The sequence below is a fragment of the Pseudomonas sp. CFBP13528 genome, from assembly GCF_005233615.1.
Classification (GTDB): Bacteria; Pseudomonadota; Gammaproteobacteria; order Pseudomonadales; family Pseudomonadaceae; genus Aquipseudomonas; species Aquipseudomonas fluorescens_AM.
The window spans coordinates 68,021-82,224 of sequence record NZ_QGAJ01000008.1 but is presented as its reverse complement, the minus strand read 5'-3'; the positions used below and the strand labels follow the sequence as shown (position 1 = coordinate 82,224).

Here is a 14,204-nt window from a genome sequence, read left to right as displayed (position 1 = left end):
GCATTCAGCTGGGCCAGCGTTCCAGGCCAAGGAACCCCTGATGGCCCAGGGACGCTTTGATCCTGCTTAGTTGTCATACCCCAGGTTCGGCGCCAGCCAGCGCTCGGTCACGGCCAGGTCCTGGCCTTTGCGGTTGGTGTAACTGGCCACCTGGTCCTTGTCGACCTTGCCCACGGCAAAGTACTGCGCCTGCGGATGGGCGAAGTACCAGCCGCTGACCGCCGCCGCCGGGAACATCGCGTAGTGCTCGGTGAGGAACACGCCACTGCGCCCGGCGTGCATTTCGCGAGCCTCGGGGTCGAGCAGTTGGAACAGCTGGGCTTTCTCGGTGTGGTCCGGGCACGCCGGGTAACCGGGGGCAGGGCGGATGCCGCTGTATTGCTCTTTGATCAGCGCATCATTGTCCAGCTGTTCGTCCTTGGCATAACCCCAATGCTCTTTACGCACTTGCTGGTGCAGCCATTCGGCGCAGGCTTCGGCCAAACGGTCGGCCAGGGCCTTGACCATGATCGAGTTGTAGTCGTCGCCGGCGTCCTGATAGGCCTTGGCGACCTCTTCGGCGCCGATACCGGCGGTGGTGATAAAGCCACCGATGTAGTCGGTCACGCCGCTGTCTTTAGGCGCGACGAAGTCGGCCAGGGAGAAATTCGGTTTGCCGTCGGTCTTGATGATCTGCTGGCGCAGGTGATGCAATTTGGCAATCGGCTGGCCGTCGTCACCGTAGACTTCCAGGTCATCGTCCTGCACCTGGTTGGTCGGCCAGAAACCGAACACCGCACGGGCGCTGATGAGCTTTTCATCGATCAGCTTCCTGAGCATTTCCCGGGCGTCGGCGTACAGCGCGGTAGCGGCTTCGCCCACCACTTCGTCGGTAAGGATGCGCGGGAATTTTCCGGCCAGGTCCCAGGAGATAAAGAACGGCGTCCAGTCGATGTAGTCGGCCAGGACATCCAGGTCGATATTGTCCAGCACCTTGGCGCCGGTAAAGCTCGGTTTGATCGGGGTGTAGCTGCTCCAGTCGAACTGCGGCTTCTTGGCAATCGCCGCCGGGTAGCTCAGGCGTTCAGTGCGGGCGCTGCGGTTGGAGGTGCGCTCACGCACGTCGATGTATTCCAGGCGGGTCTTCTCGACGAAGCCAGCCTTCAGTTCCTTGGACAGCAATTGCGTGGCCACGCCCACCGCACGGGAGGCATCGGTGACGTAGATCACCGCATCATTGCTGTACTTGGGCTCGATCTTCACCGCCGTGTGCGCCTTGGAAGTGGTGGCACCACCGATCATCAGCGGCAGATGGAAGTCCTGGCGCTGCATCTCGCGGGCCACGTGGACCATCTCATCCAATGACGGTGTGATCAGACCGGACAAGCCGATGATGTCGCACTTCTGCTCCTTGGCGACTTGGAGGATCTTCTCGGCGGGCACCATCACGCCCAGATCGACAATGTCATAGCCGTTGCAGCCGAGCACCACGCCAACGATGTTCTTGCCGATGTCGTGCACGTCGCCCTTGACCGTGGCCATCAGGATCTTGCCCTTGGCCTCAGGCTTGTCGCCTTTTTCCAGCTCGATGAACGGGATCAGGTGGGCCACGGCCTGTTTCATCACCCGGGCCGATTTCACCACTTGTGGCAGGAACATCTTGCCGGCGCCGAACAGGTCGCCAACGATGTTCATGCCGGACATCAGCGGGCCTTCGATCACCTCGATCGGCCGCGCGAACGACAGCCGCGACTCCTCGGTGTCTTCAACGATATGGGTGGTGATGCCCTTGACCAGTGCGTGTTCCAGGCGCTTGTTGACGTCCCAGCCGCGCCACTCTTCGGTCTCGGCTTCCTTGACGCTGCCGTCGCCCTTGTACTTGTCGGCGATGGCGAGGAGGGCGTCGGTGCCGTCCGGGGTGCGGTTGAGCACCACGTCTTCCACGGCATCGCGCAGTTCGGCCGGGATCTGGTCGTAGATCTCCAACTGGCCGGCGTTGACGATGCCCATGGTCAGGCCGTTGCGGATCGCATACAGCAGGAACACCGAGTGGATCGCCTCACGCACCGGGTTGTTGCCACGGAACGAGAACGACACGTTGGACACGCCGCCGGAGGTCAGCGCATACGGCAGCTCGTCACGGATATAGGCACAGGCGTTGATAAAGTCGACGGCGTAGTTGTTGTGCTCTTCGATGCCGGTGGCGACCGCGAAAATGTTCGGGTCGAAGATGATGTCTTCCGGCGGGAAGCCGACTTCATTGACCAGGATGTCGTAGGAGCGCTTGCAGATTTCTTTCTTGCGCGCTTCGGTGTCGGCCTGGCCGGCTTCATCAAACGCCATCACCACCACGGCGGCGCCATAGCGCTTGCACAGCTTGGCGTGGTGAATGAACTGCTCGACGCCTTCCTTCATGCTGATCGAGTTGACGATGCCCTTGCCCTGGATGCACTTGAGGCCGGCCTCGATCACTTCCCACTTGGAGGAGTCGATCATGATCGGCACGCGAGAGATGTCCGGTTCACCGGCAATCAGATTGAGGAAGGTCACCATGGCCTTCTTCGAATCGAGCATGCCCTCGTCCATGTTGATGTCGATCACCTGGGCGCCGGCTTCTACCTGCTGCAGGGCGACTTCCAGGGCTTCGGTATAGTTGTCTTCGCGGATCAGGCGGGCGAATTTGGCTGAACCGGTGATGTTGGTGCGTTCGCCGACGTTGACGAACAACGAGCTGCGATCAATCGTGAACGGCTCCAGGCCGGACAGGCGGCAAGCCTTGGGAATGTCCGGGATCGGGCGCGGCGCATAGCCGGCCACGGCCCTGGCGATGGCTTCGATATGGCCTGGCGTGGTGCCGCAGCAGCCGCCGACGATATTCAGGAAACCGCTCTGGGCGAACTCTTCGATGACCTTGGCGGTTTCCGACGGCAGCTCGTCGTACTCGCCGAATTCGTTGGGCAGGCCGGCGTTCGGGTGGGCGGAAACGTGGGTGTTGGCCTTGTTCGACAGCTCTTCCAGGTACGGGCGCAGTTCGCTGGCACCGAGGGCGCAGTTCAAACCGACCGAGATCGGCTTGGCGTGGGCCACGGAGTTCCAGAACGCTTCGGTGGTCTGGCCCGACAGGGTGCGGCCGGACGCATCGGTAATGGTGCCGGAAATCATGATCGGCAGTTCGACGCCCAGTTCCTCGAACACACCTTGCACGGCGAAGATCGCGGCCTTGGCGTTGAGCGTATCGAAGATGGTTTCGATCAGGATCAGGTCGGCGCCGCCTTCGATCAGGCCCTGGGTGGCTTCGGTGTAGTTTTCCACCAGTTCATCGAAGGTCACGTTGCGGTAGCCGGGGTTGTTCACGTCCGGCGACAGCGAGCAGGTACGGCTGGTGGGGCCGAGCACGCCCGCGACGAAACGCGGCTTGGCTGGATTTTCCGAGGTCTTGGCGTCGGCCACCTTGCGCGCCAGGCGTGCGCCCTCGACGTTCAGTTCATAGGCCAGTTCCTCCATGCCGTAGTCGGCCATGGAAATCCGCGTGGCGTTGAAGGTATTGGTCTCGAGAATGTCCGCACCCGCATCCAGGTAGGCCTTTTCGATCCCACCGATCACATCGGGGCGGGTGAGTACCAGCAGGTCGTTGTTACCCTTGACGTCGCTCGGCCAGTCGGCGAAGCGTTTGCCACGGTAGTCCTGTTCCTCGAGCTTATAGCTCTGGATCATCGTGCCCATGCCACCGTCCAGGATCAGGATACGTTCCTTGAGGGCGTGGTGAAGGGCTTGCAGACGAGCGCTACGATCGGACATGGGACTACTCTGGTCAGGCATTACGGAGGGCATGAATGATAACAAACCTGTGCAGGATTTGAGCATGTCGGGTTCTGCATGAATATCGCTCATGTTGCAGGCAGTCATGGCTCGGTAGAATCACCGCCACTTTCAGACTGCACGCCTTGAATCGGGACCGGATACATGTCACTTCGTTTAATTGTCAGCGCCGTTCTGGCTTTGATAGCCAGTACGGTGCAGGCAGATGCTGTGCCGGTAAACCGCTCCGCTTCGGCGATTTCCTACACCCGCGACATCCAACCGATCTTCACCGAGAAGTGCGTGGCGTGCCATGCCTGTTACGACTCCGCCTGCCAGCTCAACCTGGGCAGCGCCGAGGGCGCGACGCGGGGCGCCAGCAAGATGCCGGTGTATGACGGCGAGCGCAGCACCGCCGCGCCGACCACGCGGTTGTTTTATGACGCGTTCGGCAAACAGGCCTGGCAGCAGAAGGGCTTCTATTCAGTGCTGGATGCCCAGGGCAGCCAGGCCGCCTTGATGGCGCGCATGCTGGAACTGGGCCATAACGCGCCGCTGCAACCCAATGCCAGGCTTCCCGGTGAGATCGTGCTGGGCTTGAACCGCGCCAATATGTGCGCGACGCCGGGTGAGTTCAGTGCCTACGCCGGTAGTCACCCCAGGGAAGGCATGCCGCTGGCGGTCACCGGCCTGACCGACCAGCAATACCAGACGCTGCAACGCTGGCTGGCCTCCGGCGCGCCGCTCGACGAGCAAAGCCTGGCCCCCAGTACCAGGGAAGCCTTGCAGGTACAGCAGTGGGAAAACCTGTTCAACCAGCCGGGCGCTCGGGAAAGCCTGGTGGCCCGCTGGTTGTTCGAGCATTTGTTTCTCGCCCACCTCTATTTCGAGAACGGTGAGCCGGGGCATTATTTCCAATGGGTTCGCTCACGCACGCCGAGCGGCCAGCCCATCGATCTGATCGCCACGCGGCGCCCCAACGACGACCCCGGCACCCAGGTGTACTACCGACTGTGGCCGGTGCAGGGCGTGATCGTGCATAAAACTCATATCACTTACCCGTTGAGCGCCGCGAAAATGGCGCGCATCAAGGCGCTGTTCTACGCCGGTGACTGGCAAGTGACAGCCTTGCCGGGCTACGGCCCCGGCAGTCGAGCCAACCCGTTCGCCACCTTCGAAGCCATCCCGGCCAAGGCCCGTTACCAGTTCATGCTGGATAACGCCGAATACTTCGTGCGCACGTTCATACGCGGCCCGGTGTGCCGTGGGCAGATCGCTACCGACGTGATCCGCGATAACTTCTGGACGTTGTTCCAGGACCCGGACCACGACCTGTACATCACCGATGCACGCTATCGCGGCCAGGCCACGCCGCTGCTGGCCATGCCTGGGCAGAACGATGACGTGGGCAGCGTGCTGAGCCTGTGGCTGGCTTATCGCGACAAGCGCAATCAATACGAAGCCCTGCGCCGTGACAACTATGCGCACCTGCCGGCGCCAGGCTGGTCGACGCTGTGGGCGGGTAATGACAACGCCTTGCTAAGCATCTTCCGCCATTTCGACAGCGCCTCGGTGAACAAAGGCCTGATCGGCGAAGTCCCGCAGACGCTGTGGCTGTTCGACTACCCGCTGCTGGAGCGCACCTATTACCAGTTGGCGGTGAACTTCGACGTGTTCGGCAACGTGTCGCACCAGGCCCAGACGCGCTTGTACTTCGACCTGATCCGCAACGGCGCCGAGCAGAACTTCCTGCGCCTGATGCCGGCCGATACCCGCGAGGACTTCCTTGATGACTGGTACCAGAACAGCGGCAAACTCAAGTTGTGGCTGGACTATGAAGCCATCGATGACGACACGCCGAGCGGGCTTGACCTGAATGAAGAAGACCCTAAACGCGACTTCGCCAATCAACTGCTGAGCCGCTACGGTACCCTGAACGTCAGCCCCGATCCGATCAACCGCTGCACCGGGGCCTATTGCTCGCGCGCCGGTATCGACCCGGCCTTGCAGGACGCCGAACAGGCGCTGAGCCGCCTGACGTCGCGCCCTGCGGCAGGGCTCAAGGTGATCGACCAATTACCGGAAGCCACCCTGCTGCGCATCGAAACCGCCAGTGGTCAGCGGGTGATCTACAGCATGCTGCGCAATCGCGCCCACAGTAACGTGGCGTTCCTGTTGGGTGAGGCGTATCGCTATCAGCCGGGGTTGGACACCCTGACCATCTACCCGGGTGTGCTCAGCAGCTACCCGAACTTCATGTTCAACATCCCTGCCCAGCAAGTGCCGGAGTTTGTTGCGGCGATGGAAAAAGCCAAGGATGCCAAGCGCTTCGAGCAGATTGTCGACCGCTGGGGTATTCGTCGCAGTCACCCGCAGTTCTGGCAGTACTTCCATGACTTGTCGCACTACATCCACGACACCACGCCGGTAGAAGAGGGTGTATTGGACATGAACCGCTACGAGAACCTCTGAAGTGGCGACCGGGGGCGATCAGATCGGTCCCCCCTATGGGCGATGGCCTTGGGGTTTTATGTACTTCCAGTATTCTCGCCCGTAGTCCATCAGCAACTCCGTGCCGGCAGGAATATCCTTCCACGCGAGCAGGAACACCATGTACTTGCCTACATGTAAGGCTGCCACATTTTCGATACCGACGTCGGCGATGCGCGGTACGTTGACCGCGTTAATCAGGCTGAGGATATTGCTGTTGCCGTGACCGCTGATAGACGCCCCTTTGGTGTTCGTCTGGAATAGATAAGTACCGACGGCCACCCTGCCTTTTTCCATTACCTCGGCAGCAATCGAAGCCTTGTTCAAGTGCAACTTGCCGGTGTAGGGGCCGAGGACATCGAACCGTTTGATATCGCTCTTGGCGACCACCGATAAACCCCGTTCCGAGCCCTCATCGAGCTTCTTGACCTCAAGCAATCGATCAAGCGTGCGATGGTGATTACCTTCCCTGGCGATCCATTCGCGGATGCTTTTGGTTGCAGCCTTCTTGATCTCGATATGTTGGCGGCCGTTGAACTCATCAAAAAATTGATTGGCCTCGGTGATCTTGATTTTTTCAGGTGGGCCTTCGAGATCCTGGGTCAGGCTGCGCCGCACATCGTTCGGGTCCTGCAGGATCGGTGCATTATTGTTGATTCTGTGATCGTAAGAGCCGGTGATAGACGTGGATCGGTGCCGTGAGGGGGGCGTATCGTCTTCCAGTCGCGGCCGCTTCGAACTGCCCGGCTGGGGCGGGGCAGTTGGGCGTTTCCTGGCGATCGGCTCGTCTACGATGTCTCTTGAGCCGAAAACCCGCATTTCTCTTCCCACACGGGTCAGGCTGCCGTTGTCGTTGACATAGGTGCTCCAGATCACCGGGTTGAGATCGTTTGCTTCAACAAATGTGGCCATGGAAGAGCTTGAATTATTGGCGTTGTAGAGGGTGTACCACGCTTGCAGATGGGTGTGGCTCACCGGGGTGAACTGCGCGCCGCTGGCATGTTTGGCGAGTACCTTTCCGGCTGCCCGATAGCTGCCATCCAGGTTTACATACTCTGCAAAGGCTCTTGGGTCGAGGTTGTGGTCGGCGGCGAATCCCTCGAGGGTGAGCGTGTTGCGTTTTTTCTGGGAGGTCGTGCGCCAACTTTCCAAATGATCGAAGGTTACCTCCGTGCGGGCGGTGCCTGCTCGGTCCAGCATCGTGAGCCCACGACTCGCCAGGTTGTCGCCGGTATGCACAAACTGCCTGAATGCGTTGGGGTCCAGGTTGTAGGTCCGCACAAAATCATCCATGGTTTTTTTCAGGGCGTTTTCACTGGCTTGCGTCCAATTCAACAGGACCGAGGGCGTGACGAAGTCGGGCTTTTCCGGAGCGCCGCCGGTGACTTTGATCAGGCTTGAATACCAGTGCCCCGGCTCTACGGACGATAGAGTGATCGACAAGTCCCGGTTGCTCTTGGGGTTGACCAGCACCACGGAAAAACTGTTGTCGGCGCCGGCGGCGGTCTCCTGGATAAAACCATAGGAGTTGTCCCGCACCTGATATACCGAGATCGTACCTCTGTCATCGATATTGCAGATGAACCGTTGGTTGTACTCGGCACGGAAAAAGATCCCGCGGGAATCGGGCTTGAGCCCTGCAATCCAGTGAGGGTCCACGGCGTATTTGCGGATCAGCGGGTTGCTGTTGCTGATAACCGTGACCGGCTCGCGAAACCGTGGCCCGAAAACGCGGTTGGAGCCGGCGTCAATCAGCCGATAATCCGCAGCCTCCAGGGTGCCGACATTGCGCATGGGGATGTTGGGGCAACCGTCCACCGTGAACAAGCGGTCGCCGGCCTGGCGCGGTGACCAGATGCGCGGGTCGACGGATATCATGTGGCGGGCTGCGACACTCCCGTCGCGCAACTGCGCGATCCCCTTGCTTGCCTGGCGCAGGGCTGCCGTGCCGAGATTGATCAGGGCGAATCGCCCCAGGTTCAATACCGCGACCACCGCACCCAGTGGGTTGAGTTCCTGCAACGTGGCGGTGATCAGCTTTCTGGTCAGCGTGGACAAGTGCGGCAATGCAAGGCGGATACCGGCCTTGCCCGCCTGGACCACGACGCGCGTGCAGCCGGCAATGTATTTACCGATGGGCACACCGAACGACACGATATCGGTAAAAAGGCCGAGTCCACCTGACTCGATACGCTGGGGATCGCCTGAGGCCAGGTCGTCGATAGCGCCCCAGAACGGCACGAACATTTTTCCCCAGTACGAGATGTCTTCAAAAAAGTCACGGCCTATATCCATGGCCCGTGTGGCTTTACGGGTTTTCTCCAAGAGGATCTTTTCATCGCAAAAGAACAACTCACGCGCGATCATCTCTGCCAGTGCCTCGATCCGTGGCGATTGGCGGATATTGGCGGCCAATGACAGGGGCTGCCGAGGGGGCAGCGGCGGTGGGACCTGTGGCGCTTGCTGATCGTGGGGCGCGATGAGCGCTGGCATCACCTGCCCGACTTGCTCGACGATCAGGGTGGCTGTCTGGCCGGGCTCAGGCTTCACGGCGTCCTGATAAGCTTTCCAGTCGAATGGCAGTTCGGTGCCTTTTCTGAAGCGGCCTCGGCTTGAGCGGCTGGTCCCGCCAACACGTTCAACCTTTACCTCGCCGCCCACCCACAGGTTTTTGAGGTCTTCGCGCACGCGAACAATGCCGGCGTTCGGAAAAACCTCGATGTAGCGCAGGGTGTAGGGGTGGTCAGCGCACGCCAGACGCAAGATAAACCCCGAGCGCCCGCGAACGGCGTCAGTGTTGTGCTTGTCTTCATGTTCGACCTGGACGTCATGCAGGGGTTTGCGCAATGAATAAACGGTGATTTCGTCACGGTCGCTATTGCCCGGCCATAACGGCGCAAACTGCGCCAGCAAGCCTTTGATCAGGGTTTTGTAGGCCGCTCTTGGGATGTGCAGGTAGTCATTGAAAGCCTGGTCAAACTCAGCGTCCGAGTTGAAGCGAAAACGACTGGGTGGTTGCAGCGCGAGGTCTTGCGCCGCCTTAATCATCTCGCTTTCATGCTGTTCCAGGGCGGCCAATGCGTGTTCGATGTCTTGGGTGGAGTAGCCGTACCGGCTTACCGGCAGTAGGCCAGTTTCTACTGCCCAGGTGAGCGTCGGTTGGATTTTCGCGGCAACCACCCGTGTTTGTTGTGCTGGTTCGTCGGCATACACACGAAGGAACTCACCCGGCAGATTGAGCAGTCGCTCGAATGTCATATGCCGTGATGAGCCTGGGGCAACGGACTCGGCCAGGATAAACCCGCTTTTGAAGTTGACCCATGCGCTGGAGGTGCCGTAGGGCAACTCATCTGGAATGCCCTCGACCCATATTTCACTGGGAATATTGGCCTTGAGCACGCAGACGGCCAGGCGCGCCGTCGATGGATTGAGGTCCAATGAGCGCTCGTACTCCTTGATCAATGACTGACGAATGACCCCATAGTTGACTGCCGGCGGGATGAACGCTTTGAGTTCGTTGTCGTTGAGTGAATGGGCGTCGGGCGTGATCGTCAGCCAGAGTGCGCGCCAGAGCAGTTTCACTTTGACGGCTTGCGGACACTCTTGGCCATCGCCGGCACCATACCAGTCCAGTGCCGCGGCGATGGATTGGCCCACTGCCAGGTTTTCGCGGGTATTGAGCAGCTGTTCCAGGAGGACGGTGGGGGTGGTGTCTAGCGCTGCTTGTTGTGCCGGGGTCAACCGCTGGGGGACTACCTGTGCGAACAACGACCGGGCATTGTCGCGCTCGAGGTCGCGCACGACGTGCTTGATGATCTTGTCGTCCTCTGGCCCTAGCAAGTGTTCCAGGTCGCTGACATGGCCATCGTGACCCAGCCGGCAAAGCGTCCGATATTCCTGCAGGTGGTATTGCACGGCCTTCCACTGGGCCATGGTAGTCGGGGCGGCGGGTATGATTGCGTAGTAGGCCAATACCCGATCAAGCCGAACTGAACCGTCGCTTTTGACGCCGTTGCCGACTTTGCGGTGGATGTCCAGCAGGACGTCGATCTGGTTGGCGAAGTAGAGCGGCGCTTTACGCAGCACCACTGGATGGCCTGCAATGTCGAACACTTCGGCTGGGGTGGGGATAGGTGATTTCGGCGTACTGAGTAGCTCGGACAGGAAGTCGTAAGGGAAATCGCCGAGCGGGGAGTTGTTGGGCGAGGGTTTTTCACTGAGGAACGTCTTGAAGTCGTCATCCTCTTCAAGGATTTTAAGCACGCGAAAAGCGGCTTTGCATTCGCGGCCCAGTGCGGAGTCTGCTGGAGGGTAGTAGTAAGACGTCAGAGCGTTCGCAAGTGTCGGGCCCTGGATCAGGCCCGCCAGATGGTCGAGCAGGTGATCGAGGTCCGACAGACGTGTAGGTGGACTCTTGGACATGAGTCGGGAAAGTGTGGGCTTCATTAAAACCTCGCGCGTGAGCAATTAGGATCGCGACGTCATGCTAGGCAGACTCACTCTCTCGCACGTGCTACATAGATAGGCATTGCTACAGGACTCGGCAGGGGCGCAGCGCCGGGATGCTTTTCCGACAAAAACACTCGGACTTTGTACCTGCGTAATAATTTGGCGTAAACTGCCCGCAAGCCTGTGAGGAGTTTCCATGACTGCCATAACCATTACCGACGCCGCCCACGATTACCTGGCTGACCTGCTGTCCAAGCAGAACACCCCGGGTATCGGCATCCGCGTCTTTATCACCCAGCCCGGTACCCAGTACGCCGAGACGTGCATTGCCTACTGCAAGCCGGGGGAAGAGAAACCTGAAGACACCGCCCTGGGGCTGAAAAGCTTCACCGCGTACATTGATGCCTTCAGCGAAGCCTTCCTCGATGACGCCGTGGTCGATTACGCCACCGACCGCATGGGCGGCCAGTTGACCATCAAGGCCCCGAACGCCAAGGTGCCCAATGTCAACGCCGACAGCCCGGTCAACGAGCGCATCAACTACTACCTGCAAACCGAGATCAACCCGGGGCTGGCCAGCCACGGCGGCCAGGTGAGCCTGATCGACGTCGTGGATGACGGTATTGCCGTATTGAAATTCGGTGGTGGTTGCCAAGGCTGCGGCCAGGCGGACGTGACGTTGCGCGAAGGTATCGAGCGGACCTTGCTCGAACGCATTCCCGAGCTCAAGGGCGTACGTGACGTGACCGACCACACGCAGAAAGAAAACGCCTACTACTGAGTAAGGTGTTCACTGCGACGAAAAACGGCGCCCCGTGAGCGCCGTTTTTTCTGCTTGAAATTCAGTCGGTTGTGATACCTATCTAACAATAAGGATCAAGTGTGGGAGGGGGCTTGCCCCCGATAGCGGTGTGACGTAGAAACTCAAGGTCGGTATAGATGCACATGTCCCGCCCGATACAGTGAAGACTCACTGAATGTGTCACTGGCCAGCACCCGCCCCACCACAATCAGCGCCGTACGTCGAAAGCCTTTGGCCTCGACCTTCCGGGCAATATCACTCAGCGAACCCACCACCCAGTCCTGATCCGGCCACGTCGCGCGGTGCACCACGGCGATCGGGCAATCGGCGCCATAGTGCGGCAGCAGCTCGGCGACGATCTTCTCCAGGTGATTGACCCCCAGGTGAATCGCCATGGTCGTGCCGTGGCGGGCCAGGCTGTCGAAGTCTTCACCGGCGGGCATGCTGGTTTTATCGGCATAGCGGGTCAGGATTACGCTCTGGGCGATATCCGGCAGGGTCAGCTCGGTTTCCAGCAACGCCGCGCAGGCTGCCACCGCCGTGACGCCGGGTATGATCTGGAACGCAATGCCCAACTCACGCAAGTGACGGATCTGTTCGCCAATCGCTCCATACAGGCTTGGGTCGCCGGAATGCACACGCGCCACATCGTGGCCGTTGGCGTGGGCCGTTTTGATCAAGTCGATGATCTGTTCCAGGTGCAGTTCCGCGCTGTTGACCACCTGCTGCGCCTGATGGCCTTCCAGTACCGCTGCGGGCACCAGCGAGCCGGCGTAGATGATCACCGGGCAACTGCGGATCAGCCGCTGGCCTTTGACGGTGATCAGTTCCGGGTCGCCGGGACCTGCGCCGATGAAGTAAACGGTCATGCAAGATTCCTGTTGGAGTGCGCACGAGCATGAACAATGCTCAAGATCGGGTGGGGTGATTATCCGGGTTAGCGTCGACGCCGGCCAATGCAAAGGTGGCCTGCGCGCTTTTGCGGCGAGTGATCAGCAGCCGGACAGGGGCGCTGGCGAGCTGCTCGGCCAGGGCCAGCGCGGCGCTTTCGGCAACCCCATGACACTGGGTATGGGCAAAAGCGACGGCGGATTTGTGGCTCAGACGTTCCTCATAAGCGCTCAGGTGCGCGGCACTGAAACACAGCAGTGGCACGTTCAGGATCCGAGACAGTGCCAAAAGCCCTGGCTCATCCTGCTTGCGCTCAATGCTTGCCAATGCGCTCAGGTGCTGACGGTCGATTCCGGCCTCGGCGAGGGCACTGTCAACCAGCGCCAGCAGGGCCTGGGCACTACAGCCTCGCTGGCAGCCCAGGCCGACGACCAGGGTCATGCCGGGTATGAGCCGTCGCGGTGCCGGCGGAACAGCCAGGCGCTGATCAAGCCCAGGGCCAGCCAGAACGCAACGTTGGTCAACTGCGAAGCGATCTTGAACTGCGCTTCCAGGGCTTGCGGTGCCAGCATCGAATGCACCTCGGGTTGCGGTGCGCCGATCACGTGGGGCACCACAAGAATTGCCACACCCAGTACTTTCAGCCACCCGTTGCGCCCGAACACCAGCAACGCAATTGCTGCAGCCGTCGAGGCGGCGGTGCCGACCCACCAGATCTGGCGCTGTGCCAGGTCTGCGGCGGCGGTACCCGGCAACTCCGGTGGCAGGCCCAAGGTGGGGGCGAGCACAAAGGTCGCGTAACCGGCCAGCCCCCACAGCAAACCTTGGGCGGTGCGAGTGGGGGCACGCAACGTGTAGAGCCCGGCCAGCATCAGCGCAAACCCGACCGCTACCACCAGGTTGCCGCCGGTGGTGGACAGCACGCGTTGCCAGCCGTCCTGCGGCTCCCAGGCCTCGGCGTCATGGGTGTGTGCAGGCGCGCCTGCGGTGTGCTCATGGGTGACTTCGGTGGCCGATGGGGCCTTTTCGAAGGTTTCCGCCTGCAAAATCAGTGGAGCGACCCACAAGCTCTGCAGCAGCGTCAGCAACAGGGCAGCCAGAAGGCCGGTGAAGCCCGCAGTTTGCGCGATACGCTTGATCATCTCGGCAGGCCTCAGTGGCACGGGAACGCGGCGCTGTGCCGGGTATCATGGGCGGCGTTGTGCACCGCCTCGATATGCGAGAAACCGGCGAAGTACACCAGGCACGCGCCGAGGATCGACGCGCCGATGGCGGCGCTCAGGCGTTGGCTCAGGGTAGAGGTGCTGCTGGCGGTGTGCGAGGTACTGCTGGTGATCGACATGGCGCGTCCCTTCAGGTGTCTTGAGTGAAACGAGCGCATGAGAACCCCGCGAGCCGGGCACGCAGGGTTCTGAACAGCGCCCGCCCACCGCGGGTTTGTTATCTGAATTTTTCGGGCCGGTCTCCGGGCTTGCGAGGGGACGGCTCTGGAAAGAATCGGCCTGACAAGCGTCTCCTTCCCATGCACAGGCACAGTGGATTTGACGCTTCGCTCGCTTACCGTTGCGGGGGCAGCACCGGACTGTTCATGCCTCTGATCAATCAAGGCATGGGTCACCGGTTTCCCGTTTCACCCTGTGAAGGGCACCCGAAACAAGATGCATAGGAAAACACGGGCCAGACCTGGGCGTCAATTGAGGCACAGGTTGGCGCAGCGCTCAGTGCTGCTGAGCAACCAATAGGCAATATCCTTAATTGGTTAAGGGCGTGCTCATGCTTTATTTTTATTGTCGCG

General features: G+C 60.5%; 8 protein-coding genes and 1 riboswitch. Of the genes, 2 read left to right on the top strand and 6 right to left on the bottom strand.

Annotated features, from left to right (window positions below; translation table 11 throughout):
- Window positions 1–66: 66 nt before the first annotated feature.
- Complete coding sequence (gene metH / locus PspCFBP13528_RS16510) at window positions 67–3,777, bottom strand: methionine synthase (RefSeq protein ID WP_137200734.1); 3,711 nt, start codon at window positions 3,775–3,777, stop codon at window positions 67–69.
- Between the two features lie 165 nt (window positions 3,778–3,942).
- Between metH and PspCFBP13528_RS16505 the strand changes: the two genes are divergently transcribed.
- Window positions 3,943–6,249 (top strand): fatty acid cis/trans isomerase, encoded by a 2,307-nt coding sequence (locus PspCFBP13528_RS16505; RefSeq protein ID WP_137200732.1) that lies wholly within the window; start codon window positions 3,943–3,945, stop codon window positions 6,247–6,249.
- Window positions 6,250–6,282: 33 nt separating this feature from the next.
- Here PspCFBP13528_RS16505 and PspCFBP13528_RS16500 read toward each other — a convergent pair whose 3' ends face one another.
- The gene (locus tag PspCFBP13528_RS16500; RefSeq protein WP_241669100.1) at window positions 6,283–10,734 is read right to left on the bottom strand and encodes an SET domain-containing protein-lysine N-methyltransferase; all 4,452 of its coding nucleotides are present in this window, start codon (window positions 10,732–10,734) and stop codon (window positions 6,283–6,285) included.
- A gap of 178 nt (window positions 10,735–10,912) precedes the next feature.
- On the opposite strand from PspCFBP13528_RS16500, the gene nfuA reads away from it, so the two are divergent.
- A complete protein-coding gene (gene nfuA / locus PspCFBP13528_RS16495; protein WP_003190728.1) occupies window positions 10,913–11,497 on the top strand; it encodes a Fe-S biogenesis protein NfuA in 585 nt (194 codons plus the stop codon).
- 143 nt (window positions 11,498–11,640) lie between these two features.
- On the opposite strand, the gene cobM is transcribed toward nfuA, so the two are convergent.
- From cobM to PspCFBP13528_RS16475, 4 genes are read right to left on the bottom strand one after another with little or no spacing between them, the layout of a single operon-like run.
- A complete protein-coding gene (gene cobM, locus PspCFBP13528_RS16490; RefSeq protein ID WP_065949641.1) occupies window positions 11,641–12,387 on the bottom strand; it encodes a precorrin-4 C(11)-methyltransferase in 747 nt (248 codons plus the stop codon).
- 40 nt (window positions 12,388–12,427) lie between these two features.
- A complete protein-coding gene (locus PspCFBP13528_RS16485; protein ID WP_137200730.1) occupies window positions 12,428–12,850 on the bottom strand; it encodes a cobalamin biosynthesis protein in 423 nt (140 codons plus the stop codon).
- Complete coding sequence (locus tag PspCFBP13528_RS16480; RefSeq protein ID WP_137200728.1) at window positions 12,847–13,551, bottom strand: CbtA family protein; 705 nt, start codon at window positions 13,549–13,551, stop codon at window positions 12,847–12,849. The genes PspCFBP13528_RS16485 and PspCFBP13528_RS16480 overlap by 4 nt, the downstream gene beginning before the upstream one ends.
- A gap of 11 nt (window positions 13,552–13,562) precedes the next feature.
- Entirely contained in the window at window positions 13,563–13,751 is a 189-nt protein-coding gene (locus PspCFBP13528_RS16475) for a CbtB-domain containing protein (RefSeq protein ID WP_065949644.1), read from the bottom strand.
- Window positions 13,752–13,847: 96 nt separating this feature from the next.
- A riboswitch (cobalamin riboswitch) is annotated at window positions 13,848–14,076 on the bottom strand.
- Window positions 14,077–14,204: the final 128 nt, after the last annotated feature.

Bases quoted from the DNA above. Each gene is read 5' to 3' on its own strand.
- metH (WP_137200734.1), bottom strand. From the start codon at position 3,777: ATGTCCGATCGTAGCGCTCGTCTGCAAGCCCTTCACCACGCCCTCAAG.
- PspCFBP13528_RS16505 (WP_137200732.1), top strand. From the start codon at position 3,943: ATGTCACTTCGTTTAATTGTCAGCGCCGTTCTGGCTTTGATAGCCAGT.
- nfuA (WP_003190728.1), top strand. From the start codon at position 10,913: ATGACTGCCATAACCATTACCGACGCCGCCCACGATTACCTGGCTGAC.
- cobM (WP_065949641.1), bottom strand. From the start codon at position 12,387: ATGACCGTTTACTTCATCGGCGCAGGTCCCGGCGACCCGGAACTGATC.
- PspCFBP13528_RS16485 (WP_137200730.1), bottom strand. From the start codon at position 12,850: ATGACCCTGGTCGTCGGCCTGGGCTGCCAGCGAGGCTGTAGTGCCCAG.
- PspCFBP13528_RS16480 (WP_137200728.1), bottom strand. From the start codon at position 13,551: ATGATCAAGCGTATCGCGCAAACTGCGGGCTTCACCGGCCTTCTGGCT.
- PspCFBP13528_RS16475 (WP_065949644.1), bottom strand. From the start codon at position 13,751: ATGTCGATCACCAGCAGTACCTCGCACACCGCCAGCAGCACCTCTACC.